19 protein-coding genes and 1 riboswitch are annotated in these 24,175 nt (G+C 63.4%); of the genes, 7 read left to right on the top strand and 12 right to left on the bottom strand.

Annotation, left to right across the window (positions count from 1 at the left end):
- Window positions 1-339: 339 nt before the first annotated feature.
- Entirely contained in the window at window positions 340-552 is a 213-nt protein-coding gene (locus FAZ69_RS19115) for a hypothetical protein (RefSeq protein ID WP_136896657.1), read from the top strand.
- A gap of 70 nt (window positions 553-622) precedes the next feature.
- Here FAZ69_RS19115 and FAZ69_RS19110 read toward each other — a convergent pair whose 3' ends face one another.
- From FAZ69_RS19110 to gtdA, 8 genes are all read right to left on the bottom strand, one after another.
- Window positions 623-3,910, bottom strand: coding sequence for an efflux RND transporter permease subunit (locus FAZ69_RS19110; RefSeq protein WP_136896656.1), 3,288 nt, complete (start codon window positions 3,908-3,910; stop codon window positions 623-625).
- A gap of 4 nt (window positions 3,911-3,914) precedes the next feature.
- Window positions 3,915-7,082 (bottom strand): MdtB/MuxB family multidrug efflux RND transporter permease subunit, encoded by a 3,168-nt coding sequence (locus FAZ69_RS19105; RefSeq protein ID WP_136896655.1) that lies wholly within the window; start codon window positions 7,080-7,082, stop codon window positions 3,915-3,917.
- 26 nt (window positions 7,083-7,108) lie between these two features.
- Entirely contained in the window at window positions 7,109-8,506 is a 1,398-nt protein-coding gene (locus FAZ69_RS19100; protein WP_136896654.1) for an MdtA/MuxA family multidrug efflux RND transporter periplasmic adaptor subunit, read from the bottom strand.
- Between the two features lie 373 nt (window positions 8,507-8,879).
- Window positions 8,880-9,716 carry an IclR family transcriptional regulator gene (locus tag FAZ69_RS19095; RefSeq protein ID WP_136896653.1) on the bottom strand — a complete coding sequence of 279 codons (837 nt, stop codon included), beginning with the start codon at window positions 9,714-9,716 and terminating at the stop codon, window positions 8,880-8,882.
- A 419-nt stretch (window positions 9,717-10,135) separates the two neighbouring features.
- Window positions 10,136-11,344, bottom strand: coding sequence for a 3-hydroxybenzoate 6-monooxygenase (locus FAZ69_RS19090; RefSeq protein WP_136896652.1), 1,209 nt, complete (start codon window positions 11,342-11,344; stop codon window positions 10,136-10,138).
- 22 nt (window positions 11,345-11,366) lie between these two features.
- On the bottom strand, window positions 11,367-12,008 hold the full coding sequence (gene maiA, locus FAZ69_RS19085; RefSeq protein ID WP_136896651.1) for a maleylacetoacetate isomerase: 642 nt from the start codon (window positions 12,006-12,008) through the stop codon (window positions 11,367-11,369).
- Window positions 12,009-12,030: 22 nt separating this feature from the next.
- Complete coding sequence (locus tag FAZ69_RS19080) at window positions 12,031-12,729, bottom strand: fumarylacetoacetate hydrolase family protein (protein ID WP_136896650.1); 699 nt, start codon at window positions 12,727-12,729, stop codon at window positions 12,031-12,033.
- A gap of 50 nt (window positions 12,730-12,779) precedes the next feature.
- Complete coding sequence (gene gtdA, locus FAZ69_RS19075) at window positions 12,780-13,829, bottom strand: gentisate 1,2-dioxygenase (protein ID WP_136896649.1); 1,050 nt, start codon at window positions 13,827-13,829, stop codon at window positions 12,780-12,782.
- Between the two features lie 119 nt (window positions 13,830-13,948).
- Between gtdA and FAZ69_RS19070 the strand changes: the two genes are divergently transcribed.
- Both FAZ69_RS19070 and FAZ69_RS19065 read left to right on the top strand, forming a co-directional pair.
- Window positions 13,949-14,872, top strand: a complete 924-nt coding sequence (locus FAZ69_RS19070; RefSeq protein WP_136896648.1) for a LysR substrate-binding domain-containing protein — start codon at window positions 13,949-13,951, stop codon at window positions 14,870-14,872.
- 144 nt (window positions 14,873-15,016) lie between these two features.
- On the top strand, window positions 15,017-16,015 hold the full coding sequence (locus tag FAZ69_RS19065; RefSeq protein ID WP_136896647.1) for an ABC transporter substrate-binding protein: 999 nt from the start codon (window positions 15,017-15,019) through the stop codon (window positions 16,013-16,015).
- Between the two features lie 226 nt (window positions 16,016-16,241).
- Here the strand turns inward: FAZ69_RS19065 and FAZ69_RS19060 are convergent, their stop codons facing one another.
- Window positions 16,242-16,631, bottom strand: coding sequence for a winged helix-turn-helix transcriptional regulator (locus FAZ69_RS19060; RefSeq protein WP_136896646.1), 390 nt, complete (start codon window positions 16,629-16,631; stop codon window positions 16,242-16,244).
- A 112-nt stretch (window positions 16,632-16,743) separates the two neighbouring features.
- On the opposite strand from FAZ69_RS19060, the gene FAZ69_RS19055 reads away from it, so the two are divergent.
- Together FAZ69_RS19055 and FAZ69_RS19050 are read left to right on the top strand one after the other, a co-directional pair.
- Window positions 16,744-17,352 (top strand): FMN-dependent NADH-azoreductase, encoded by a 609-nt coding sequence (locus tag FAZ69_RS19055; RefSeq protein WP_136896645.1) that lies wholly within the window; start codon window positions 16,744-16,746, stop codon window positions 17,350-17,352.
- A 22-nt stretch (window positions 17,353-17,374) separates the two neighbouring features.
- Window positions 17,375-17,740, top strand: coding sequence for a VOC family protein (locus tag FAZ69_RS19050; protein WP_240702331.1), 366 nt, complete (start codon window positions 17,375-17,377; stop codon window positions 17,738-17,740).
- A 238-nt stretch (window positions 17,741-17,978) separates the two neighbouring features.
- Here the strand turns inward: FAZ69_RS19050 and FAZ69_RS19045 are convergent, their stop codons facing one another.
- Together FAZ69_RS19045 and FAZ69_RS19040 are read right to left on the bottom strand one after the other, a co-directional pair.
- Window positions 17,979-19,235, bottom strand: coding sequence for a D-amino acid dehydrogenase (locus FAZ69_RS19045; protein ID WP_136896643.1), 1,257 nt, complete (start codon window positions 19,233-19,235; stop codon window positions 17,979-17,981).
- Between the two features lie 168 nt (window positions 19,236-19,403).
- Window positions 19,404-19,501, bottom strand: a riboswitch (glycine riboswitch).
- A 96-nt stretch (window positions 19,502-19,597) separates the two neighbouring features.
- The gene (locus FAZ69_RS19040; protein ID WP_169708695.1) at window positions 19,598-20,494 is read right to left on the bottom strand and encodes a LysR family transcriptional regulator; all 897 of its coding nucleotides are present in this window, start codon (window positions 20,492-20,494) and stop codon (window positions 19,598-19,600) included.
- 171 nt (window positions 20,495-20,665) lie between these two features.
- On the opposite strand from FAZ69_RS19040, the gene FAZ69_RS19035 reads away from it, so the two are divergent.
- Together FAZ69_RS19035 and FAZ69_RS19030 are read left to right on the top strand one after the other, a co-directional pair.
- Window positions 20,666-21,844: a M20 aminoacylase family protein gene (locus tag FAZ69_RS19035; RefSeq protein ID WP_136896641.1), complete on the top strand. Its 1,179-nt coding sequence runs from the start codon at window positions 20,666-20,668 to the stop codon at window positions 21,842-21,844.
- Between the two features lie 79 nt (window positions 21,845-21,923).
- Window positions 21,924-23,252, top strand: coding sequence for a citrate-proton symporter (locus tag FAZ69_RS19030; protein WP_136896640.1), 1,329 nt, complete (start codon window positions 21,924-21,926; stop codon window positions 23,250-23,252).
- A gap of 155 nt (window positions 23,253-23,407) precedes the next feature.
- Here FAZ69_RS19030 and FAZ69_RS19025 read toward each other — a convergent pair whose 3' ends face one another.
- A complete protein-coding gene (locus tag FAZ69_RS19025; RefSeq protein WP_136896639.1) occupies window positions 23,408-24,154 on the bottom strand; it encodes a glucose 1-dehydrogenase in 747 nt (248 codons plus the stop codon).
- Between the last annotated feature and the right edge of the window lie 21 nt (window positions 24,155-24,175).

Raw genomic sequence — 24,175 nt, 5'->3', positions numbered from 1 at the left:
GAAGGATAGGCGTAAAAAAGGCGGCAAGATTGGTAGTCCGATTCAAATTACCGGCGGGCGCGTTTTGATTACGGGAGGTTACGCTGCGGGCGGTTCGCGGGTCGTTCGGCTTCAGGGGGAATAAGGGGCGGACGATTTTTGGTCGCGCACTTTATACGAACCGTAACAACGCAAAAATCGCGGCAAGGCGGCCTGCGCAAACGGATCGGCATATGCTGCGCCGCCTCGGATGATGTGACGACGTAACGACTTGAAACAAGCCTGTAGCGAAACGGTCTTCTCAGCCGGTTAGGATGTTTGGGGTGATCGGATAGCGACTCACGTCTGATGGAGAAGCGAATGCTCAGTCCCCACGAAATATCCACCTTGCTGCTGGTGCAGCGCGCCCCGTACCAAGTCGACGTCCAGCGCCACGATCTGTTGACGCTGCAGCGCCGCTTGCTGGTCGAGATCGAGCGGCGCGCGAGCGGGGCGAAGGTGGCCAGATTGACGGCGCGCGGCTCGGAGCTGCTGCGCAAGCTTGGCGGTCTCGACGAGGATCGCGAAGCTTGAGATTCGACGAGACCGGCGCGACGGGCCAACCCGCGTGCCGGCAGTATCAGGGCATCAATCACTCAGGCCCTCAAGCCTGTCCCCCCGGCGCCAGCCGCCGCCCCTTGCGGTTCTCCCACCGCACGCGAATGCGGTCCATGTAGAGGTACACGACCGGCGTCGTATAGAGCGTGAGCAGCTGGCTCACGATCAGCCCGCCGACGATCGAAATCCCCAGCGGCGCGCGCAGCTCCGCGCCCTCGCCGTTGCCGAACGCGAGCGGCACTGCGCCGAGGAGGGCGGCGGCGGTCGTCATCATGATCGGACGGAAGCGCAGCAGGCACGCCTGGCGAATCGCGTCGAACGACGACATCCCTTGCCGCGACGCCTCGATCGCGAAGTCGATCATCATGATCGCGTTCTTCTTCACGATCCCGATCAGGAGGATTACGCCGATCAGCGAAATGATGCTGAACTCGGTCTTGAAGAGCAGCAGCGCGAGCAGCGCGCCGACGCCTGCCGACGGCAGCGTCGAGAGGATCGTGATCGGGTGGATGTAGCTCTCGTAGAGAATCCCGAGCACGATGTAGACGGCCGCGAGCGCCGCGAGAATCAGGAGCGGCTGGTTCGACATCGATTGCTGGAATGCCTGCGCGGTGCCCGAGAAGCTGCCGTGAATCGTCTCAGGCATGCCGATTTTCACCATCGTCTCGTAGATCGCCTGCGTCGCGTCCGACAGCGACACGCCCGGCGGCAGGTTGAACGAGATCGTCGAGGCGACGAACTGGCCTTGGTGGTTCACCGACAGCGGCGTATTGCCGGGGCCGAACGACGCGATCGCCGAGAGCGGAATCATCGGCTCCTTCGAGGTGGACACCGAGGCGCCTGTCGACGCGCTCGACTTGCCGCTTGCCGCGATCGAGTTGTTCGCGAGGTTGCGCGCGCTGTCGGCCGCGACGCTCGCGGCGCTCGACGACGAACTCGAGCTGCTGCTCTTCGACGAGCTGGTGACGGTGCCCGCCACCGCGTTCGTGGTCTGCGAGCCGCTCGCCGAGCCGCCCGTCGTGCTGACGTAGATCTGCTTGAGCATGTCGGGGCTCTGCCAGTAGCGCGGCGCGACCTCCATCACGACGTGGTACTGGTTCAGCGGGTTGTAGATCGTCGACACCTGCCGCTGGCCGAACGCGTCGTAGAGCGTGTTGTCGATCTGCGAGGGCGTGATGCCGAGGCGCGAAGCCGTCGCGCGGTCGAACGTCACCATCGATTCGAGCCCGCCCTGCTGCTGGTCCGAGTTCACGTCGGCAAGCTCGGGACGCAGCTTGAGCGCATCGGTGAGCTTCGGTCCCCACTTGTAGAGGTCGGACGTCGAATCGGCGAGCAGCGTGAACTGGTATTGCGCGTTCGACTGCCGGCCGCCGACGCGGATGTCCTGCACGGCCTGCAGGAAGGTCTGCGCGCCTGCGACATGCGAGAGCGGCTCGCGCAACTGCGCGATCACCTGGTCGGCGGAGAGCTTGCGCTCGCTCTTCGGCTTGAGCGACACGAACATGAAGCCCGAGTTGGTCTGCCGGCCGCCGGTGAAGCCCGCGACGCTGTCGACGGCCGGGTTGCTCCGGACGATGCGCATCATCTCCGCGAACTTGACCTTCATTGCCTGGAACGAGGTGCTCTGGTCGGCCATGATGCCGCCCACGAGCCGCCCGGTGTCCTGCTGCGGGAAGAAGCCCTTCGGGATGACGACGTAGAGGTACACGTTCAGCCCGACGGTTGAGATCAGGATCAGGAGGATCAGGAGCGGGCGGGCGAGCGCCCAGCGCAGTGTGCGCTCGTAGCCGCGCTGCATCGCCACGAAGCCGCGTTCGAGCCAAAGCGCAAAGCGGCCCTCTTGCTCCTGGTCGTGCGTCTCGCGCAACAGGCGCGAGCACATCATCGGCGTGACCGTCAGCGAGACCAGCAGCGACACGCCGATCGCGAGCGAGAGCGTCAGCGCGAACTCGCGGAACAGCCGCCCGACGATGCCGCCCATCAGCAGGATCGGCAGGAACACGGCGACGAGCGAGATGCTGATCGACATCACCGTGAAGCCGACTTCGCGCGCGCCGAGGTAGGCCGCGCGCATGCGCGGCACGCCGGCCTCGATATGCCGCGAGATGTTCTCGAGCACGACGATCGCATCGTCGACGACGAAGCCCGTCGCGACGATGAGCGCCATCAGCGAGAGGTTGTCGATCGAGAAGCCCAGCAGGTACATCGCCGCGAACGTGCCGATGATCGAGATCGGCACCGCGACGCTCGGGATCAGCGTCGCGCGCCAGTTGCGCAGGAACAGGAACACCACCATCACGACGAGCGCGACCGCGATCAGCAGGGTGTGCTCGGTGTCCTTCAGCGACGCGCGGATCGTGGTCGAGCGGTCGACGGTCGGGACCACCTCGACGTCGGCGGGCAGCGACGCCTTCAGCTGCGGAATCATCGCCTTCACGCGGTCGACGGTCTCGATGATGTTCGCGCCCGGCTGCCGGTAGAGGATCACGAGCACCGAGCGCTTGCCGTTCATGAGGCCGAGGTTGCGCAGGTCCTCGACCGAGTCGACCACCTGGGCGACGTCCGAGAGCTTCACCGCCGCGCCGTTGCGGTAGGCGATCACGAGGTCCTTGTACTGCACGGCCTTGCTCGCCTGGTCGTTGGTGTAGAGCTGGATGTGGTTCGGCCCGAACTCGATCGCGCCCTTCGGGCTGTTCGCGTTCGCGGAGGCGAGCGCGGCGCGCACGTCCTCGAGGCCGATGCCGTAGTGAAAGAGCGCCTGTGGCTCGAGCTCGACGCGCACGGCCGGGTTGGCCGAGCCGCTCACGTCGACTTCGCCGACGCCGTCGACCTGCGAGAGCGACTGCTGCAGCACGGTCGCCGCGGAATCGTAGAGCTGGCCGGGCGGCAGTGTCGGCGAGGTGAGGCCGAGGATCAGGATCGGCGCGTCGGCGGGGTTGACCTTGTGGTAGGCCGGGTTGCTTCTCAGGCTCGCGGGCAGGTCGGCGCGGGCCGCGTTGATGGCGGCCTGCACGTCGCGCGCGGCGCCGTCGATGTCGCGGCCGAGGCCGAACTGCAGTGTGATGCGCGTCGTGCCGACCGAGCTTTGCGAGGTCATCTCGGTGACGTCGGCGATCGTGCCGAGATGGCGTTCGAGCGGGCTCGCGACGCTGGTCGCAACGGTCTCCGGGCTCGCGCCGGGCAGCTGCGCCTGCACCGAGATGGTCGGGAAATCGACCTGCGGCAAGGGAGCTACCGGCAGCCTCACGAACGCGAAGCAGCCGGCGAGCGCGACGCCGATCGCGAGCAGCGTCGTCGCGACGGGACGGGCGATGAAGGGGCGCGACAAATTCATCGCATCATGCTCCCGCGTCCGTGGCTGGTTGAGACCCGCCCTGGAAGCGCTCGCGAATGCGCCGCGCCAGCGAATCGAAGCCGAGATAGATCACGGGCGTCGTGAACAGCGTGAGCAGCTGGCTCACGATAAGGCCGCCCGCGATCGCAATACCGAGCGGCTGGCGCAGCTCCGAGCCCGAGCCGGTGCCGAGCATCAGCGGCAAGGCGCCCAGGAGCGCCGCCATCGTCGTCATCAGGATCGGCCTGAAGCGCAGCAGGCACGCCTGGTAGATCGCCTCGCGCGGCGGCTTGCCTTCCACGCGCTCGGCATCGAGCGCGAAGTCGATCATCATGATCGCGTTCTTCTTCACGATGCCGATCAAGAGCACGATGCCGATGATCCCGATGATGTCGAGATCGTGGCCGGAGATCATCAGCGCGAGCAGCGCGCCGACGCCCGCCGAAGGCAGCGTCGAAAGGATCGTGATCGGATGGATGAAGCTCTCGTAGAGCACGCCGAGCACGATGTACATCGTGACGATCGCCGCCAGGATCAGGAACAGCTCGTTGGCGAGCGAGGCCTGGAACGCGAGCGCCGCGCCCTGGAAGCGCGTCTGGAACGAGGCGGGCAGGCCGATGTCCTTCTCGGCCTGGTCGATCGCCTTGACGGCCGCGCCGAGGGAGGCGCCGGGCGCGAGGTTGAACGAGACCGTGGTGGCCGGGAACTGGCTCAGGTGCGTGACGAGCAGCGGGGCGGGGCGCTCGATGAACTTCGCGATCGACGAGAGCGGCACCTGTCCGCCCGACGCAGTCGACGACGGCAGGTAGATCGATTTCAGCGACTCGACGTAGTGCTGCTGCGTCGGCTCGGCTTCGAGGATCACGCGGTACTGGTTCGACTGCGTGAAGATCGTCGAGACGATGCGCTGGCCGAACGCGTCGTAGAGCGCGTTGTCGACCGTGGCCGGCGTGATGCCGAAGCGCGCCGCGGTCGCGCGGTCGATCTCCACGTAGACCGACTGGCCGTTTTCTTGCAGATCGGTGGCGACGTCGGCGAGCTCGGGGGCCTCTTTCAAGCGCTCGACGAGCTTCGGCACCCAGGTCGCGAACTCGGCGGCGTTCGGGTCGGTCAGCATGAACTGGTACTGCGTCGGGCTCACCGTGGAATCGATCGTCAGGTCCTGCACCGGCTGCATGTAGAGCGACGCGCCCGGAACGTGCGCGACATCGGCCTGGATGTCGCGGATGATCGCGCTCGCGGTCTTCTTGCGGTCGTCGCGCGGCTTCAGGTTGATCAGCATGCGGCCGCTGTTCAACGTGATGTTGCTGCCGTCGACGCCGATGAACGAGGTGAGGCTCTCGACGTCCGGGTTCTTCATGATCACTGAAGCGAGCGCCTGCTGGCGCTCGGCCATCGACCCGTACGAGACCGATTGCGGCGCCTGCGTGATCGCCTGGATCACGCCCGTGTCCTGCACGGGGAAGAAGCCCTTCGGAATCACCGCGTAGAGCACGCCGGTCAGCACGAGCGTGAGGACCGCGACGACGAGCGTCGAGCGATGGTGGTCCAGCACCCAGCGCAGCGCCACCGCGTAGCGACCGATCACGTAGTCGATGAACGCATGCACTTTCGCCTCGAAGCTGCCGCTTCCCTTCGGCGGCGTATGGCGCAGCAGCTTCGCGCACATCATCGGCACGAGCGTGAGGGAGACCACGGCCGAGATCACGATCGTCACCGCGAGCGTGATCGCGAACTCGTGGAACAGGCGCCCGACCACGTCGCCCATGAAGAGCAGCGGAATCAGCACCGCGATCAGCGACACCGTCAGCGAGATGATCGTGAAGCCGATCTGCTTGGAGCCCTTCAGCGCCGCTTCGAGCGCCGTGTCGCCTTCCTCGACGTAGCGCGCGATGTTCTCGATCATCACGATCGCGTCGTCGACCACGAAGCCGGTCGCGATCGTGAGCGCCATCAGCGAGAGGTTATCCAGCGAGAAGCCGTACAGGTACATCACCGCGAGCGTACCGATCAGCGAGAGCGGCACCGACAGGCTCGGGATGATCGTCGCGTAGATGTTGGCGAGGAACAGGTACATCACGAGCACGACGAGCACGACCGACATCGCCAGCTCGAACTGCACGTCGCGCACCGAGGCGCGGATCGTGGTGGTGCGGTCGGTGACCACCTTCACGTCGAGCGACGCCGGCAGCGACGCCTGCAATTGCGGCAGGAGCGCCTTGATGCTGTCGACGACCTGGATCACGTTCGCGCCCGGCTGGCGCTGCACGTTCAGGATGATCGCGGGCTCGACCGACGGTTTGGCCGACGCTTCGCCGGCCGCCGGACCGCCGGCGTTCCGCATGCCGACCCAGGCGCCGAGCTTGGTGTTCTCCGCGCCGTCGACGATCTTCGCGACGTCGGTCAGCATCACCGGCCGGCCGTTCTTGTAGGCGATCACGGCGCTCTGATAGGCGCTTGCGTCGGTCAGCTGGTCGTTGGCGTTGATCGTGTAGGCGCGCGTCGGGCCGTCGAAGTTGCCCTTCGGCGTATTGACGTTGAGGTTCGAGATCGTCGTGCGCAGGTCGTCGAGGTTCAGGCCGTACGAGGCGAGCGCGAGCGGGTTGGCCTGAATGCGCACGGCGGGCCGCTGCCCGCCGCTGATGGAGACGAGGCCCACGCCCGCCACCTGCGAGATCTTCTGCGCGAGACGGGTATCTGCGAGATCCTGGATCTCGGTGAGCGGCGTCGTGTTCGAGGTGATCGCGAGCGTGAGGATCGGCGCGTCGGCCGGATTCACCTTCGCATAGATCGGCGGCGCGGGCAGGTCCGACGGCAGCAGGTTGCCGGCCGCGTTGATGGCGGCCTGCACTTCCTGCTCGGCGATGTCGAGCGGCAGGTCGAGGCTGAACTGCAGCGTGATGACCGACGAGCCCGCCGAGCTTTGCGACGACATCTGGTTGAGCGACGGCATCTGCCCGAACTGCCGCTCGAGCGGCGCGGTGACCGACGAGGTCATCACGTCGGGGCTCGCGCCCGGGTAGAAGGTCTGGACCTGGATCGTGGGGTAGTCGACCTCGGGCAGCGCGGAGATCGGCAGGAAGCGCAGGGCGACGAGCCCGACCAGCATGATGGCCGCCATCAGAAGGGCGGTGCCGACCGGGCGCAGGATGAAGGCGCGGGATGGATTCATGCGGTATCAGCGTGTTCGGCGTTGCGTTATTGGCTGGCGCCGCTTGCTTGCGCGGGCTTGCGGCGGCCGTGAAGCGCGCCCGAGGCCGCCGCCGCACCCGAGGCGCCGCGCGCGTGCGCACCGGACGCACCGGACGCAACCTGAGGACGCTGGCCGTCCCCGCTTGCGCGTGGGATCGTGACCTTCGCGCCTTCCTTCAGGCGGTCCGAGCCGTCAGTGACCACGCGCTCGCCCGGCGCGAGACCCGAGGCGACGCTCGTGCGCTCGCCGTCGACGGGGCCGGTCTTGATCTGCCGCACGGTGACGGTGTTGTCGGGCTTCACCACATAGACGAACGGCCCGCTCGAGCCGTTGAGCACCGCCGAGGTCGGCACGATCACCGCGTCGTGGATCGTGTCGACGAGCAGGCGCGCATTGACGAACTGATTCGGGAACAGCATCAGGTCGTCGTTCTCGAACAGCGCGCGCAGCTTGACGGTGCCCGTGGCCGTGTCGATCTGGTTGTCGAAGGTGTCGAGATGGCCGGTTTCGAGCGGCTTGGCGTTGTTGCGGTCGTAGGCGGTGGTCGAGAGCTTCGCGCCGCCCCTCGTCTGCTTCATGATCGCGGGCAGGTTGTCTTCCGAGGTCGTGAAGATCACGCTGATCGGCTGCAGCTGGGTGATGACGACGATGCCGCTGGTGTCGCCCGGCGTCACGTAGTTGCCCGGATCGACCTGGCGCAGGCCGACGCGCCCCGACACCGGCGCCGTGATGCGCGCATAGGTCAGGTCGAGCTTGTAGGTGTCGATGTTCGCCTGGTCGGACTTCACCTGGCCTTCGTACTGCTTGACGAGCGAGGCCTGCGTGTCGACCTGCTGGCTCGCGATCGAGTCCTGCGCGAGCAGCGTCTGGTAGCGCTTCAGGTCGATGCGCGCCGTCTGCAGGAGCGCTTGGTCCTTGGTGAGCGTCCCTTCGGCGTTGGCGAGCGAGATCTGATAGGGGCGCGGGTCGATCTGCGCGAGCACGTCGCCCTTCCTGACCATCTGGCCTTCCTGGAACTCGACTGTCTGGAGCGTGCCCGAGAGCTGCGTCTTGACCGTCACCGTGGCGAGCGGCGTAACGGTGCCGAGCGCGTTGAGCACGATCGGCATGTCGCCTTGCGTGACGGCCGCCGCTTGCACCGGCTGCGGCTGGTTCGGGAAGCCGCCGGGCCCGCCGCGGCCGGCATGCGGCGCGCCCGGGGGGCCACCCGCGCCGTCGGGACTCGTGCTGCTCCACGGATGCCACCAGGCGATCACGCCCGCCGCGATCAGCACGGCGACGACGAGCGAGGCGAGCCTGCGGCGCGGCGAGCGGCCCCGGGCCACGGCCGGTTCGACGCCGGGCGGGGTCTTCACGGGCGTCAGGGAGCGTTGCGTTTCGGTGACGTTTTCTTGTTCGTCCATCGGTTCGATGAGTAGCGTGTGTGGAGGCGTCGAAACCCGCGCGATGCGGAACGCGCCTGTCGAGGGCGCATCGCGGGCGGCCTGTGCGCAGGACACACAGGCTGGCTGAATTCGCGATGCCAGGCGAGGAACATGAACAGACGCTAAAAGTGCGATGTTCGCCTGAGGTGCGACGGCGCTGGCGGTGCGCCTCGTGCGCGAGGCGTGCGGGGCGGTGTTTCGGCGGAGCAAAGAGCGGCGGTGCGCGGTGCCATGTCGTGGCTGCCGCGCGGAAAGCATGATCGTACGATGGGGCCTCGGGTCCAGTCCAGAGCGGTATTTTTCAAGCAGTTACGAGCGTTACAGAGTGCGTCGGCGCCGGTGCGCCCCGGGCTCAGTTGTCGAGCCGGTAGCCCGGCGAGCCGCCGATCTCGCGCATGATCTTCCCGACGCATTCGAGGAGCGCGGGCACCGCGTGCTCGATCAGCCATTCGCGCGGGCACATGTGCGCGGCGCCGCCGCAGTTCACCGAGTAGCGCGTGCCGGTCGGCCCGACGAAGCCGGCAGCGACCGCGTTGAGACCTTCGTACCACTCGCTCGTCGCGATCGCGAAGCCGTTCGCGCGCGTTTCCTGGAGTGTTTTCGTGATGCGGGCATGGATGTGGGGCCAGTCGTCGCCCGACGCCGTCTGCAGACCCGTCAGCAGCGCGTCGAGGTCGGCGGGCGGGAGTGCCGCCATGTAGGCACGGCCGACGGCGGTGCGCGTCAAGTCCATCCGCGAGCCGACTTCGAGGCGCGAGACCAGGATCGCCGAGCGCGGCCGGATCGAGTCGATGACGACCATGTCGAGCCGGTCGCGCACCGCCAGGTGCACGGACAGCGAGGTCTTCTCCGCCAGCTCGATCAGGAACGGCCGCGAGCGCGAGCGGATGTCGAAATTGCGCAGGAATCCGTTGGAGAGCTCGAGCACCGACGCCGTCAGCACGAAGCGCTCGCTATCCGGGAGCTGGAACAGGAAGCCCGCGTTGACGAGCGTCGCCGTGATGCGCGAGACCGTGGGCTTGGGGATGCCAGTGAGCTCGGTCAGCTCGCGGTTGCTGACCGGCGCGTCGGCTGCGGCGATTCGGCGCAAAACGGTGAGGCCGCGGGCCAGTGCGGTGACTTCGTCGCCGGAGCCTTCTTTGTCGCGGGGTTCGTTGGCGGCGCCCGGTTTGCGAGAGGGGGTGGACATGGTGAGCATGCGGTCATCTTTTCTGAAACTTTATTTCATTTTTGGACTCGCATGCGCGTTACGGTCGCATTTATTGCATTTCGTGCTCAAGCGTACAAGCTAAGCCAAATTTCAGTTTCTCATTATGAAATTTCGAGGCAAAGTGACGCGCGGGCTGAACAAATTGCCTGAGAATTTGCTTGACTTGGTCAGCGTAACCGGAAAAAATGGAACCCGATTTCGGATTGAGGTCTCAGAAGGGGCGCGCGGCGTGTTTGCAGTCTGCTTCGCAGGGCCTTCGCTGCGCGAGTTCGCGGCGACATTCGAATCACGTCTCTCAGGTTCTAGCACGGCCCTCGGAATGGCTAGAACTTTTTGATGGCGCCACTTAACCGTGGCGCCATTTTTTTTGCCCCGGGCGAGTTTCCCTTAGTCGCGTGTCAGATAACGCCTTTCAGCGCGTCCTCGGCACGCCATCCGTGCAGCCAGTGCAGCGCGTCGTAGAACTGCTCCTGCGTGCGGCCTGTCCACAGAGAATTGCGCACGAGACGCTCGACACCCTTCGCATGATAGATCCGGCCCATCTCCCGAGCCGAATACAGCACGCGCGCCGTACGCGGAATGCGGGCTCGTTCGTACAGCGCGAACGCGGCGGCGAAGTCGCCGCCGGCGGCTTCGATGGCCGCCCCGAGCGTGACTGCATCCTCGAGCGCCTGACAGGCGCCTTGCGCGAGGTACTGCGTCATGGGATGCGCCGCGTCGCCGAGCAACGTGACACGGCCGATGCTCCAGCGCTCGACGGGCTCGCGGTCGGCCGTCGCCCAGCGCTTCCACGAAGTCGGGCGGTCCAGCATCTGATGCGGCAGCGGGTGGATCCCGTCGAAATACGAAAGCACTTCTTCCTTGCTGCCGTCGGTGACGCCCCATTGCTCTTGTTGCCGGCTGTGGAACGTCACGACGAGGTTGTACTGCTGGCCGCCGCGCAACGGGTAGTGCACCAGGTGGCAATGCGGTCCGGCCCATACCACCGGCGCATTGATGCGGAGATCGGCCGGCATGTTCGCCACGTCGACCACGGCGCGATAGACGACGTGCCCGGTCACATGATGCTCGTCGCCGATCATCGCGGCGCGCACGACGGATTTGACGCCATCGCAGCCGATGACCGCATCGGCCCGGTACCGGGTGCCGCGTTGATCGATGACGGTCGCGCCGCTTTCGTCCTGCTCGATCGCTTGCACTTGCGTGTTGGTGCGAAACCGGATCAGCGGACTCGATCGAACCGCTTCGAGGATCGACAGATGGATATCCGCGCGATGGATCACGGCATAGGGGTTGCCGAAGCGCTGACGGTACGGCGCGCCTACGTCGATTCGCACGACCTCGCTGGCGTCGACAGCGTCCATCAGCTTCAGATAGTCGGTAAACACCGCGCGACGGCGCGTCGCCTCGCCCACGCCGAGCGCGTCGAGCGCGTTGAAGGCGTTCGCCGCGAGCTGGATGCCAGCGCCGATCTCGCCGATCTCGGGCGCCTGTTCCAGCAGTTCGACGCCGATGTTCTGCCGGGCCAGCGCAAGCGCCGCGGCGAGGCCGCCGATGCCGCCGCCGACCACGATCACGCGGCGCGTGCTTTTGGTTGTCTCGCTCATGCTTGTCTCCTCAACTTAGGCATCAAGCCTTGTAATCCGGCTGGCGCGCCGGCCGTGCAAGCTCGAACGCGGGGTGTTCGATCGCGTGCCGGTAAACCGCCAAACTGCGCGGGTAGGCGGAGAGATCGCAGCCCATCCGCTGCGCGTTCCCGATTTGCGGCACGAGGCAGCAATCGGCCAGCGTCGGTTGTGCGCCGAAGCACCACGGTCCGAAGCCATATCGCGCGAGCAAGCGTTCCACTCCCGCCATGCCTTGCTCGATCCAGTGCCGGTACCACGCATCCTTCTGATCCGGCGTCATGCCGAGCACGTCCTGCAGGTAGCGCAGCACGCGCAGGTTGTTGACCGGATGGATGTCGCACGCGATCAGATACGAGAGTTCGAGCACCCGCACCCGTGCGTCGAGCTCCGGCGGAATCAGCCGGGGCTCGGGATAGCGCGCGTCCAGCCATTCGATGATGGCGAGCGACTGTCCAAGGTGAAAGCCGTCTTCGACGAGCGCGGGCACCGCTGCCGACGGATTGACATGGTCGACATAGTCCGGCGCGCGATGCGCGCCCGCACGGATGTCGACCGGCAGATAGTCGTATGAGAGCCCCTTGAGCGCGAGCGCGATCCGCACGCGCCAGGAGGTCGAGCTGTTGAAAAAGCTATGAAGCTGCACGATAGCGTCCGCTTGGTTGGGTTTAGACGACTCGCACCGTCAGTTCGCCGAGGCGCTCGACGCCGACGGCCATCACATCCCCGCGCTTCACTGCGCCGACGCCTTCAGGCGTGCCGGTGAAGATCACGTCGCCCGCCTCGAGCCGGAAGAACCTGGACAGATCGGCGACCGTCTCGGCCACCGACCAGATCAGATGCGATACGTCGCTTTTCTGCTTCGTCTCGCCGTTGACCGTCAGCCACAAGCCGCCCTGCTCGAAATGGCCGGCCGCGCTGGCCGGGTGAATGGGGCCGATCGGCGCGGAACGGTCGAACGCCTTGCCGATTTCCCACGGACGGCCCATTTCGCGCATCTTCATCTGCAGGTCGCGCCGCGTCATGTCGAGACCGACTGCATAACCCCAGACGTGCTCGAGCGCCTGATTCAGCGGAATGTCCGATCCGCCCTTGCCGATGACCGCGACCAGCTCCGCTTCGTAGTGGTAGTTCTGCGTCTCGCCCGGATAGGCGAGCTCGAGCGTCTCGCCGTACGCGACCGGCACCACGGCATCGGCGGGCTTGCAGAAGAAGAACGGGGGCTCGCGGTCCGGATCGAAACCCATCTCGCGCGCATGAGCCGCATAGTTGCGGCCGACGCAGTAGACCCGGCGCACCGCGAACAGGTCGTCGCTGCCGGCGACGGGAATACCGACGGGAGCGGCGGGGGGGAAGACGAATGCCATGATGATCGACTCGCTAATAAGAGGAAGCCAAGGGGGAGGGGACGCGCCGTTCAGAGGCGCTCCTCGCGCAGCAGGTTCAGCGCGGCGAGCACGGGCCGGTCGGAGTAGCTGAACAGCACGCTTTCGCCAACCGCGGAGAAGCGCACCGGCTGCCACGCCGGTACGACGAACACGTCGTGCGCCGCGAATGAAAACGCGTCGCCGCCGATGTAAGCCGTGCCGTGTCCTTCGACGACGCAATAGACGGTGGCGTCGGTGCTGCGCCGGGCCCGGCCTTCGAAGCCTGCCGGCAGGTACTGCATGAACGTCGCCATCGTCGGCATCGGCCAGCCGCCCGTCGTGGGATTCACGTAGCGCAGCTTCACGCCGTCCCAGGCGTCGAGCTCGCCGTGGCGATAGAGCGTGTCGAGCGCCTCGCGGCTGCGTTCGTACGGATAGCTGAAGATGGGCGAGGTGGGGTGCGGCGCGAGCTCTCGCACTGGCGCCATGTTGTGGCCGAAGCGCGCAAAGCTGTAGCCCTCGGGGCGCGTGACCGGCTGCGTCGCTTCCGGGTAGCTCTCGGCAAAGCCGGCGTCGAGACTGGCGACGAGCGGAATGTCGAGCCCGTCGAGCCAGATCACCGGTTCGCCGCCTTCATCGACGGACGGGTTGCCGTGGTCGTGCCACGTCCATGACGGCGTGATGATGAAGTCGCCGGGACGCATGGTCGTGCGTTCGCCGTCGACCGCGGTCCATGCCCCGCGGCCTTCGACGATGAATCGCAGCGCCGATTGCGTATGGCGATGACTCGGCGCGATCTCGCCCGGCAGGATCAATTGAAGTCCGGCGTAAAGGCTCGGCGTGATGCTCGACTTGCCCGGCAGCCCCGGATTCTCCAGCACCAGCACCCGGCGCACCGCTTCCTGAGCGCTGATGAGCGCGCCCGCCTGCATCACCAGGTCGCGGATCTGCGCGTACCGCCATATCGCGGCCTTCGCGCGCGGCTTCGGTTGAGGGGGCACGAGGTTGTGGAGCGATTCCCAGAGCGGCGACAGCTGGCGCTGGGCAATCAGTTCGTAGTAGGCCGCGCGTTGTTCCCGCGCTGGGGTGGCGGTTGGCATCGATGTCTCCTCAAAGCTCGATCGTCTGCGTGATTTATACGTCTGCGAGATATGCCTCGTAAAATGAAGAATTGCTCTAATCCATGTGGTTTTGGATATACCTAAGAAGGGGTGGCTCGATGGACTGGACTTATCGATTGCGTCTGAGGCATCTGCAGGTACTGGTGAGCCTCGCCGAGACCGGCAACCTCAGCCAGTCCGCGGCAGCCCTCAATACGACGCAGCCCGCGCTCTCCAAGTGGCTCAAGGAGCTTGAGGCGGATGTCGGACTGCCGCTGTTCGAGCGGCACGCGCGGGGTCTGCGGCCGACGGCCTACGGCGAATCGCTGATCGAGCACGCCCGGCGCATCGAGGCGCATCTCGACGGCGCGCGCGACGACATGCAGGCTTTGCTCGACGGCGGCAGCGGGCTCGTGACGATCGGCACGTCGGGCGTCGCGTCCGGCGATACGGTGCCGCTCGCCGTGGCGGGGCTGTTGCAGCGTCTGCCGCGCGCGCAGGTGCGGCTCGTCGAAAGCACGATGAACCTGCTGATTCCGCAGCTCGTGCGCGGCGAGCTGGACATCGTCGTCGGCCGTTCGGCCCCGGACAATGCGGACCCGCAGATCGAAGCCGAAATCCTGTACATGGAGCCGATTCATTTCGTGTGCCGGCCGCAGCATCCCTTGGGGGAGAAGGGCACCGTCGATTGGGAAGATTTGCTCGCGTACCCGTGGATCGTCTGGCCTCGCGGCACGCCCGTGCGCACCGCTTTCGAGACCGCTCTCGCAGCCGCCGGACAGACGATGCCGAGCCGTTGCGTGGAATCGAATTCGTCGCTGCTCAACATCACGCTTCTCAATCACACCGATCTCCTGGGCATCGCGTCGCATCGGGGCGCGCTGCGTTTCGAGCGGATGAACGCGGTGAGGATCCTGCCCGTGCAGCTTGCCGGCTTCGGCTCGGTGTCGATGTACTGGCGCCCCGACAGCCTTAGCCGCACCGCGGTTTCTGCCGCGCTCGACTGCTTGAGAGCCTGTGCGGCCGCCGATGCGGAGCCGTGATTTCCCAATGACCCTTGACAATGCATTATACACAATAGGATCATGCTATATAGAATGAAACGACGGCGATCGACCCGGTCTCGTGGCTCGAATGGCCATGCCGTCGCTCACGCTTCGCTTGGTTCAACCTAGAGAGGAGATGCAATGGGAAATCACAAGCTCCAGCTTTCGATCGCCGTCGGCAACTATGACCGCATACGGCCGTTGGTCGATGGCGATGTCCAGATCGACGGCGTGGATCCCGTTTTCATGCTGCAGGATCCCGAGGAGATTTTCTTTCGGGCCTTCCGGCACGCGGACTACGATATCTGCGAGCTATCGCTCAGCAGCTATTCGGTGAAGACCGCCGCGGGGACGTCGCCGTATATCGCCATCCCCGTTTTTCCGTCGCGTGCGTTCCGGCATACGTCGATCTACGTGCGCGCGGATCGCGGGATCGACAAGCCCGAAGACCTGAAGGGCAAGCGCATCGGCGTGCCCGAGTATCAGCTCACCGCCAATGTCTGGGTTCGTCTGTTCCTCGAGGAGGAGTACGGCGTGACGGCGTCGGATGTGACCTGGGTGCGCGGCGGCTATGAAGACCCAGCCAGGGTCGAGAAAATCGCGCTGAAGCTGCCCGGCGATATCAAGCTCGAGGACGCGCCTGAAGGCGAGACGATCTCCAGCCTGTTGGCCGCCGGGAAGATCGACGCCGTCATCGGGCCGCGCGCGCCTTCATGCTTCGATCAAGGGCATCCCCAGGTCCGGTACCTCTTCGACGATCCGCACAAGAGCGCAGCCGATTGGTATGCGCGAACGAAGCTGTTTCCGATCATGCACACGCTTGGGATCAGGAAGACGCTCGCGGACCGCCATCCGTGGCTGCCGGGCGCGCTCATGAAGGCGTTCGAGAAATCGAAGGCCCTCGCGCTCGCGCGCCTGAGCGATACGGCGGCGACCAAGGTGACTTTGCCGTTCGTCGAGGATCATTTGCGGGCGGCGCGGAAGTTGATGGGGTTCGACTTCTGGCCGTACGGCTTTGCACAGAACGAGCACGTCGTCGATCGTTTTCTTGCGCGGCATCATGCGGAGGGGCTTTCCAGCCGCCGGCTGGAAGCGCGCGAGCTGTTCCATCCGGCGAGCCTTGAAAGCTTCAAGATCTGATCGGGGGTTGCGTGTCCTCCGGCGCACTGAACCGTAGGGCTCCTTTTTTGGGGCATTCTGGTGGCGAGGTCCCCGTGACTGGGTGCTCACCTCTTCAACGCAAGAGGCTTCACGCGAGAAAATTTGCGTCGCTAGTGAAAAGCGCTCGCCCATCGCTGTTTGCCTCAAACGCGTGAAAGACGTCTGTGTACGCCAGTGTCGTACCAGCGACGCGTTGCGTTGGATGCTACCGTGCATCGTATTCCGCTCGTGCTGTGCGGACCTGCTTCCAGTTCTGAGCCACCCAGTCCACCAATCCTTGCATGGCCTCCGCTAGGCTTCGGCTAAGCGCTGTCAGCTCGTATTCGACGCGCGGAGGAACTTCCGCGAACACCTCTCGTGCAATCAACCCGTCTCGCTCCAAATGCGTCAATGTCAATGTCAGCATCCGTTGCGATATTCCTGGTATTGCGCGATCAAGTTGAGAAAATCGAGCGCGACCGCCAAGCTTCGCTAAGGACAATATAAGAAATATGCTCCATTTGTCGCCGACTCGAGTGAGTAATTCGCGAACCGCGATTGGATCCTCGTGGCCGCAGACCAGTGCCGAATCCAGCGGCTGTTTAGCTTTTCCCATGCTCACATCCATGTAAGTTACTAACCTCGATGTGCCGTATTGGTGGCAATTGATCTCGCTGTTAGAGTTTATCGATCGAGACGCGATCGTTCTCTTCTACCAGTGAGAAACCATGATGCAGATACTCATCGTTGAATCCAGTCCTCGGGGAGCTGATTCCGCTAGCCGTCGATTGACCGATAGCTTGCGCCAGAGACTGGAGGGGCAATACCCTTTGGCCAATGTGATTGTGCGCGATCTCGCGAAGGCGCCACCGCTCTACCTGGACGCCACCACGCTCAGAGCCATCTCCAGCAAAGATCCAATGGAGGTCATGACGCTCAAGGGTGCCGCGGATCTGTCCGATCGGCTTGTGGACGAAGTCATGACGTCGGACATCCTGATCATCTCCTCTCCAATGTGGAACTTCGGGATCCCGGCGTCCTTGAAGGCCTGGATCGATCATGTTGTGCGAGCCGGCAAGACCTTCGACTACGCGGGTGCTGGCGTGGAGGGGCTGGCGACGGGCAAGCGGGCGTTCCTGCTGCTTGCGTCAGGCGGCGTCTTCAGCGAGGGCCCCTGGAAGCCGTGGGATTTTGCAGAGCCGTACCTTCGCCAAATTCTTGGCTTCATTGGGATCTCGGATGTCCAGACTGTTCGTGCGGAAGGCATGAATATTCCGATGCTCGCTCCAGATGCTGTCGCGAACGGCGAGCGAGCCATCGAAGCACTTGCACTGTGAGGGGGAAGGTATGCTTGATCACATGATCCTGACCGTCAGCGATATCGAGCGCTCGCTGGCTTTCTACGAAGCTGCCTTGAAGCCTATCGGGATTAGGTTTTTCCTGCCGTACAAAGGGGAGAATGGGCATCCTGACCTGTGGGGTTTCGGCGATGGCGAGAAGGCCTTCTTCTGGCTGAAGCAGGGGAATCCGAATCCCGAAGCTGTTCACTGGGGCTTTGTGGCGTATAGCAACGCCAAGGTCGACGAATTCCACGACGCCGCAATCACCGCTGGTGCACGGGAGAACATCCCGCCTCGCGCACGGCTTGAATACTATCCCGGGTACTACGCGGCCGATGTATTCGATCCGGACGGGTATTCGTTTGAAGTCGTACACAAGAGCTAGCGTATTGGTGCTTGGCGAATTTCGAGTCGCCAAGCCAGCCCGATCTTGTTCCAAGGCTGAGGACCTCCAGCGAGCGCGTGTGCAGTGTGCCGGCCGTCGACCCGACAACGCGTGAGATCGCGACCGGCATCATTCAGATCGACTGCGGTATCGCCGACATGGACCAGGCCATGCAGCAAAGTACGGCGCTGATCCAGTAGTGGATTGGAATCTTCGTCGACGCTCGACGAAGAGAGTGCTACTTGGTCACGAGAGAATCTCCAACTACGATCGAACTCTCCACAGACTGCCGAACAACGTCCGCGACGATATCCGCTGTAACTGCCGACAGCGTCCAACCCAAGTGTCCGTGCCCGGTGTTATAGAACACGTTGGTCGCATGACCGCGTCCGACGCGTGGCATCATGTTCGGCATCATAGGACGCAAACCTGCCCACGGGACTACGCTGCGCGTGCTGACACCCGGGAAGCACTGGTGAACCCAGTCGACCAGCGGCTGAATGCGATCGGCACGGATGTCCCGATCGATGCCATTGAACTCCGCGGTGCCGGCCACGCGGAAGCGGTCGATGCCCAGGCGACTCGTAACCAGCTTGGTTTCATCGTCGAGCAGGCTAACCGTCGGCGCCGATGCCTGGCTTTCTTTATCAAGCAGATTGACGGTGATTGAATAGCCCTTCACGGGATAAATATTCACACGGTCACCAAGCTGGCTTGCCAAGTGTCGGCTTGCCACTCCGGCACATACGACGACGCTGTCGAACTCATGCGTCGAGCACTGGCCATCAGCATCGGCTGTGACCGTCACGGAGCGGCCGTCTGTCGATACAGATTTCACGTCCTGGTTGTACAGCGTATGTACGCCAAGTCGCTGCACGGCAGACGCCAGTCCCAACGTGAATTTATGGATGTCGCCCGTCGCATCGCTCTCCGTGTAGTACCCACCGTAATAGTTTCCGGCCAGCGTTGGTTCGATTGCGCGCATTTCTTCCGGCGTCACGGCGTGACGCGCTAGTCCTCCTTTGGAAAGCAACTGCGACACGCGACCGGCATGATCAAAGCCTGCCCTATCTCGATAGATATGAAGGATGCCCTGCTTCTCGAGGTCGAAATCGATACCTTCCGCCTCGGCCCATGCAAACAGGTGTTGGCGTGCCGCAATTGCCAGCCGAGCCGTCTCTATCGTATTGCGGTGGTACTGCGGAATCGATGCGATAAATTCGACGAACCAACTTAGCTTGTGCCATGTCGGACGAGGGTTCACGAGCAAGGGCGCATCGTTGCGCAACATCCACTTGATGCCTTTTGCAAGCGTGGACCAATGCGTCCACACCTCGGCGTTCGACGCAGAAAGTTGTCCGCCATTTGCGAACGATGTCTCCATGGCCGGGTAGCGATGCCGTTCGAACAGCGTCACCGAGAAACCGCGTTTAGCCAGGGCGTACGCTGTCGTGACGCCGGTGATCCCGCCGCCAATTACTGCAATGGATGTCATGAGAAGGTCTTCCAGGACGTCATAGGGGAGGGCAGCCCGATGCACACCATGTGCTAGTCGGACGCCCCCTCTGTCCTTGACCTGAGAGATTCACCACGCGTGGCATTCGCGCAGCTTGCTCCTTCGGTACCGTCGGCGGACGTATGCGCCGAGGTTCTTCAGAGTGTAAAAGCGATACCGGTCCTTTAGCCTGAGAGTTTCCGGGGCGGTTGCTCCTTCGGCGCTTTGCCTGCCGCGGCAGGTCGAGACTCTCCCGATATCAATCGCATACAGCGGTGGCAACTATGCCACACAATTTCATGGCTGTGCTACAGGTTTAACACGACGGCGCCCTGCGGCCTCTGCCGCTTGGCGAGAAGATGTTATTGGTCTTTAGACACACAGGCCTGCACGACCTCGACGAAACGTTGCAATGCTGGCGAACTATTGTCCGAGCGCCAAACCAAATCCAGTGGCAACTTGATATCAAGGTCTTTGACCTCCAGGAAGACCACGCTCTCAGGCGCATTTATGCTGGCCGTAGCGGGCAGGATCGTGCAGCCCAGTCCCGCGGCCACCAGACTCAGGAGCGCGCTGTTGTCCTCTCCCTCCTGTGTGACGCGAGGGGTGAAGCCTGCCTTCCGAAAGCAGTGAATCAACTGATCGTGATAATCGGGGGACGCCTTTCGTGGGAACCAAAGGAAATCCGCTTCGCACAGCTCCCGTAGCCGCTCAGGAGGTTTCGCAGCCCAGTCCGAGTCGCGGGGTACCGCGAGCGCAAGTGGCTCCCGGTGGATCGTGAAACCGGTAAGCGCCTCGTCGCCTGCGGGCCGGAAGAATAGAAAACCAGCATCAAGCCTCCCCGAGCGGATTTCCTCGAGTTGCGGGCCGGACAGCAGTTGCCGCAGGGAAATCGACACGCCAGGCACACTCTTGCGAAACGCCCGCATGATCTGCGAAAAAATGGGAAGGAGAGCATGGAGTACGGTAATCGCAATTGACAGCGAGCCAATCTGACCGTTGCTTACGCGCCGTGCACGCTCTTTAGCCAAAGCCACCTCATTCAGAATCCGCGTAGCGTCGGTCAAGAATTGCTGCCCCGCTGGGGTCAGTTGAATCCCACGCGAGCGTCTTTCAAATAACGTCAGCCCCAGCTCCTCCTCCAAGTCGCGGATCTGCTTCGTGAGGGCAGGTTGCGCGATATGTACGCCACGCGCTGCCTGACTGATGCTCCCGTGCTCAGTGACCGCTACAAAATATCTCAGGTGGCGTAGTTCCATGGCCATACATAGAAGTGATGGATGGCATCGGAAAGTAGTATTTATTCCCCTGTTCGTCAATGCGCAAGAATGCGATCAGACGCATGGTCGGCCCTGCCGGACCTGCGACTCTTCGTGCGGCGCGCTTATCGCTCGTCGCCAGGAGAGTCTCTCTACAGACAATGACGAACTATGTCCCCGACAAAACAGATCTTGGAAGAGATGGAGGCGTTGCGTGCGATTCGACGCGACCTACACGCACATCCCGAACTCGGCTTTGAGGAACACCGCACGGCAAGCCTCATTGCGGAGGAACTCTCGAGGTTGGAGATTCCCCATCACGTCGGCATAGGTCGTACTGGTGTAGTCGGTGTGATCGAGGGCCGCAGCAATTCCCTCGGGCGCTCCGTAGGGCTGCGTGCGGACATGGACGCGCTGCCGCTGCAGGAACTTACCGGACTTGCGCACCAATCACGTTGTAGCGGCCGCATGCATGCTTGCGGGCACGACGGCCATGTCACCATGCTGCTTGCCGCAGCACGCTATCTGCAACAGACACGCGAATTCGATGGCACGGTTTATCTGATCTTTCAACCTGGCGAAGAGGGCTGTGGCGGTGGGCGCGCAATGGTTGAGGACGGGCTGTTCGAGCGCTTTCCAGCAGATCGTGTCTATGCGCTCCATAACTGGCCAGGTTTGCCGTTGGGCGCCGTGTCCATTCCGAGTGGACCGGCAATGGCCGCAACGGACCGGATCCGCATACGGATTCGTGGGCACGGCGGGCACGGTGGAGTAGCTCCACATCGCACAGTAGACCCGGTGTTGGTGGCTGGGCATCTGATTGTGGCCGCTCACAGCATCGTCAGCCGCAATATCGATCCGCTGGAAGCCGCTGCGATCAGCCTTTGTGCGATTCAAGGCGGTGATCTGGAGCGCGGCTTCGCGGTGATTCCCGAGGAGGTTGTGATTGTCGGCACTGCCCGTTCACTTCGCCCCGAAGTTCGGGACCTCATAGAGCGGCGTCTGCACGCGGTCGTGCAGAGCATCGCGGAAAGCTTTGGCGCTACCGCCACGCTTGAGTACGAACGCGTGTTTCCGGCAACGATCAATTCGACAGAGGAAGCGCGATTCGCCAATTCGGTCGCGGCAGAACTCTTCGGCGCAGACAAGATCATCGCCCACCCTCGCCCCAGCCTCGGTGGCGAAGATTTCGCCTACATGCTGCAACAGCGTCCGGGGGCGTACATCCATCTGGGAAGCGGTAGCGATGTTGGCTTGCACAACCCGCACTTCGATTTCAACGACGAACTCATCCCGATCGGAGGTGCTCTATTGGCGCGGCTAGCCGAGCGGGCACTTCCGTCGAGCTAGGCCTACTGCAGTCACTCGACGTTCCCAGCCTACGGCCCCGATAGCACAAGAGGGCCGAATCCTATTCTAGGAGACTACGATGCAAAACTCACAGCGCTCGCAAGCTGGCGCACCCCGTGCGCGCCAGGTAATCGCAGCGATCATCGGCAACGCTTTGGAGTGGTACGACTTCATCGTCTACGGATTTCTGACCGTTGTCATCTCGAAGCTATTCTTTCCGACAGACAGCGAATATGGTTCCTTGCTACTTACCACCGCGACGTTCGGTGTTGGCTTCTTCATGCGCCCCGTAGGGGGAATACTGATAGGCATGTACGCGGATAGGAAGGGACGCAAGGCCGCGCTGCAATTGATCATCGGTCTGATGACTGTGTCGATTGCGATGATTGCGTTTGCGCCGACCTATGCGGCAATTGGAATCGGTGGCCCACTGATCATCGTGCTGGCCAGAATGCTGCAGGGCTTCGCTACAGGCGGAGAGTTCGCCAGCTCAACTGCGTTTCTGGTCGAGTCAGCTCCCTCCGACCGCCGCGGGCTGTATGGTTCCTGGCAGATGTTTGGTCAGGGCTTGGCGGTTCTTGGCGGTGCGTTGGTGGGAGCCTTGGTCACGAAGGGGCTGTCTCCCGAGGCGGTCGAGGCTTGGGGCTGGCGCATCCCATTTTTGGGTGGACTCCTGATTGGCCCTGTAGGTTTGTGGATTCGCCGACATTTGGAGGAAACCGAAGCCTTCATCGAGACGCAGAAAGATGCAAAGAGCCAACAAACGCTGCGCTCCGTGTTTAGCGAGCATCGACGTGGTGTCCTGGTAAGCATGTGCCTGACCGTCTGCGCGACAGTGTCCTTCTATGTCGTGCTGGTGTACATGCCGACCTTTGCGAACAGGCAATTGCATTTGCCGCTTGATGCCGCATTCCTGGCGCAAGTGATCGGCGTCTCATGTCTCACCCTGATGGTGCCGCTGTTCGGTGCCGCATCCGACCGTATCGGCCGCAAGCCGATCCTGGCAGGTTCGATGGCGCTCTACCTGGTGCTGCTGTATCCGCTGTTCCACTGGGTCAACGCCAATCCTGGCCTTTCCAACCTGATCGTAATGCAGGTCATGCTTTGCAGCCTGCTTGGTGCGTTCTTTGGCCCTTTTTCGTCGGCCCTGGCGGAACAATTTCCCCCCGGAGTTCGCTCGACCGGAATGGCGGTCGCGTACAACATCGCGGTGATGGTGTTCGGAGGCTTCGCGCAACTCATTGTCACCTGGCTTATTCACACGACTGGATCGCCCATCGCGCCGGTGTTCTATGTAATCTTCGGTGCGGTGCTTGGCTTGCTAGGGAACGTGTTCCTGATCGACCCAGTCTTGGCCCCGCACAGCGCCGCGAGCACCGGGGCCAACATGAAGCAGCCGTCCATTTGACGTCGTACGGAGCCGGCGGGTCGGACTAGCCTCGCCTAGCAAGCTGCGCGTATTTGCACGCGACGCATCCGGGCGGTCCTTCGGAGGCGCAGGGCCGAAAGCCGCAGCCAACGTCGCCGGCGCCTGCTGGATTTGGGGCGCCGGCCAACGAGGTGTCAGCGCATGCCGCCGGCGGCGAGCAGATGCTCGCCGGTCAGCCAGCGCGCGTCGTCAGACGCGAGGAATACGGCGATGTCGGCGATGTCGTTCGGCTGGCCGGCGCGGCCGAGCGGCGTTTTAGCGACGAAGCTCGCCTCCATGTCCGAGCCCGATATGCCGGCGCTATGTGTGCCCTCGGTCTCCACATAGCCCGGATTAATGGCGTTGACACGGATCTTGCGCGGAGCCAGCTCAAGCGCGAGTACGCCAGTAATCGCATCGACGGCGCCTTTCGTGCCCGTGTAGATCGCACTAGCAGGCGGCGTAATTCGCGTTACACCAGAACTGATGTTGATGATGCTGGCCCCTTCGCCGAGGTGCTTGACTGCCGCTTGTGTCACCAGCAGTACGCCAAGAACGTTGGTGTTGAACTGATGATGGAACTGCTGTTCCGTGATCTCTTCGAGCGTCGAGAATGCGTAGACGCCTGAATTATTCACCAAGATATCGAGGCGGCCGAATTGATCGATTGCGGCTTGCACGAGTCTTGCGGCATCTGCCGCGTTCGACACATCCCCGCCCGCCGTCGCGGCCCTGCCGCCTGCTTCCTTGATCGCCTCGACCACCGCTTCCGCGCCAGATTTGCTGCTTGCGTACGTGACGACCACCGCGGCTCCCTGCGCGGCGAGCGCTTTGGCGATTGCGGCGCCAATACCTTTGGATGCGCCCGTGACGAGCGCGACTTTTCCCTCAAGCTTAGCCATGAGTTCCTCGCAAGTTGTTTC

Origin of the sequence: Trinickia terrae (genome assembly GCF_005144415.1) — a bacterium.
In the GTDB taxonomy this organism is placed as follows: Bacteria; Pseudomonadota; Gammaproteobacteria; order Burkholderiales; family Burkholderiaceae; genus Trinickia_A; species Trinickia_A terrae.
Note: the sequence above shows the minus strand (reverse complement) of the source record. Positions and strands in the feature narration are given on the sequence as shown.

Excerpts from the sequence above, each read along its gene's own strand:
- FAZ69_RS19115 (WP_136896657.1), top strand. The coding sequence starts at position 340 with ATGCTCAGTCCCCACGAAATATCCACCTTGCTGCTGGTGCAGCGCGCC.
- FAZ69_RS19110 (WP_136896656.1), bottom strand. The coding sequence starts at position 3,910 with ATGAATTTGTCGCGCCCCTTCATCGCCCGTCCCGTCGCGACGACGCTG.
- FAZ69_RS19105 (WP_136896655.1), bottom strand. The coding sequence starts at position 7,082 with ATGAATCCATCCCGCGCCTTCATCCTGCGCCCGGTCGGCACCGCCCTT.
- FAZ69_RS19100 (WP_136896654.1), bottom strand. The coding sequence starts at position 8,506 with ATGGACGAACAAGAAAACGTCACCGAAACGCAACGCTCCCTGACGCCC.
- FAZ69_RS19095 (WP_136896653.1), bottom strand. The coding sequence starts at position 9,716 with ATGTCCACCCCCTCTCGCAAACCGGGCGCCGCCAACGAACCCCGCGAC.
- FAZ69_RS19090 (WP_136896652.1), bottom strand. The coding sequence starts at position 11,344 with ATGAGCGAGACAACCAAAAGCACGCGCCGCGTGATCGTGGTCGGCGGC.
- FAZ69_RS19080 (WP_136896650.1), bottom strand. The coding sequence starts at position 12,729 with ATGGCATTCGTCTTCCCCCCCGCCGCTCCCGTCGGTATTCCCGTCGCC.
- gtdA (WP_136896649.1), bottom strand. The coding sequence starts at position 13,829 with ATGCCAACCGCCACCCCAGCGCGGGAACAACGCGCGGCCTACTACGAA.
- FAZ69_RS19070 (WP_136896648.1), top strand. The coding sequence starts at position 13,949 with ATGGACTGGACTTATCGATTGCGTCTGAGGCATCTGCAGGTACTGGTG.
- FAZ69_RS19065 (WP_136896647.1), top strand. The coding sequence starts at position 15,017 with ATGGGAAATCACAAGCTCCAGCTTTCGATCGCCGTCGGCAACTATGAC.
- FAZ69_RS19060 (WP_136896646.1), bottom strand. The coding sequence starts at position 16,631 with ATGGGAAAAGCTAAACAGCCGCTGGATTCGGCACTGGTCTGCGGCCAC.
- FAZ69_RS19055 (WP_136896645.1), top strand. The coding sequence starts at position 16,744 with ATGATGCAGATACTCATCGTTGAATCCAGTCCTCGGGGAGCTGATTCC.
- FAZ69_RS19050 (WP_240702331.1), top strand. The coding sequence starts at position 17,375 with ATGATCCTGACCGTCAGCGATATCGAGCGCTCGCTGGCTTTCTACGAA.
- FAZ69_RS19045 (WP_136896643.1), bottom strand. The coding sequence starts at position 19,235 with ATGACATCCATTGCAGTAATTGGCGGCGGGATCACCGGCGTCACGACA.
- FAZ69_RS19040 (WP_169708695.1), bottom strand. The coding sequence starts at position 20,494 with ATGGAACTACGCCACCTGAGATATTTTGTAGCGGTCACTGAGCACGGG.
- FAZ69_RS19035 (WP_136896641.1), top strand. The coding sequence starts at position 20,666 with ATGTCCCCGACAAAACAGATCTTGGAAGAGATGGAGGCGTTGCGTGCG.
- FAZ69_RS19030 (WP_136896640.1), top strand. The coding sequence starts at position 21,924 with ATGCAAAACTCACAGCGCTCGCAAGCTGGCGCACCCCGTGCGCGCCAG.
- FAZ69_RS19025 (WP_136896639.1), bottom strand. The coding sequence starts at position 24,154 with ATGGCTAAGCTTGAGGGAAAAGTCGCGCTCGTCACGGGCGCATCCAAA.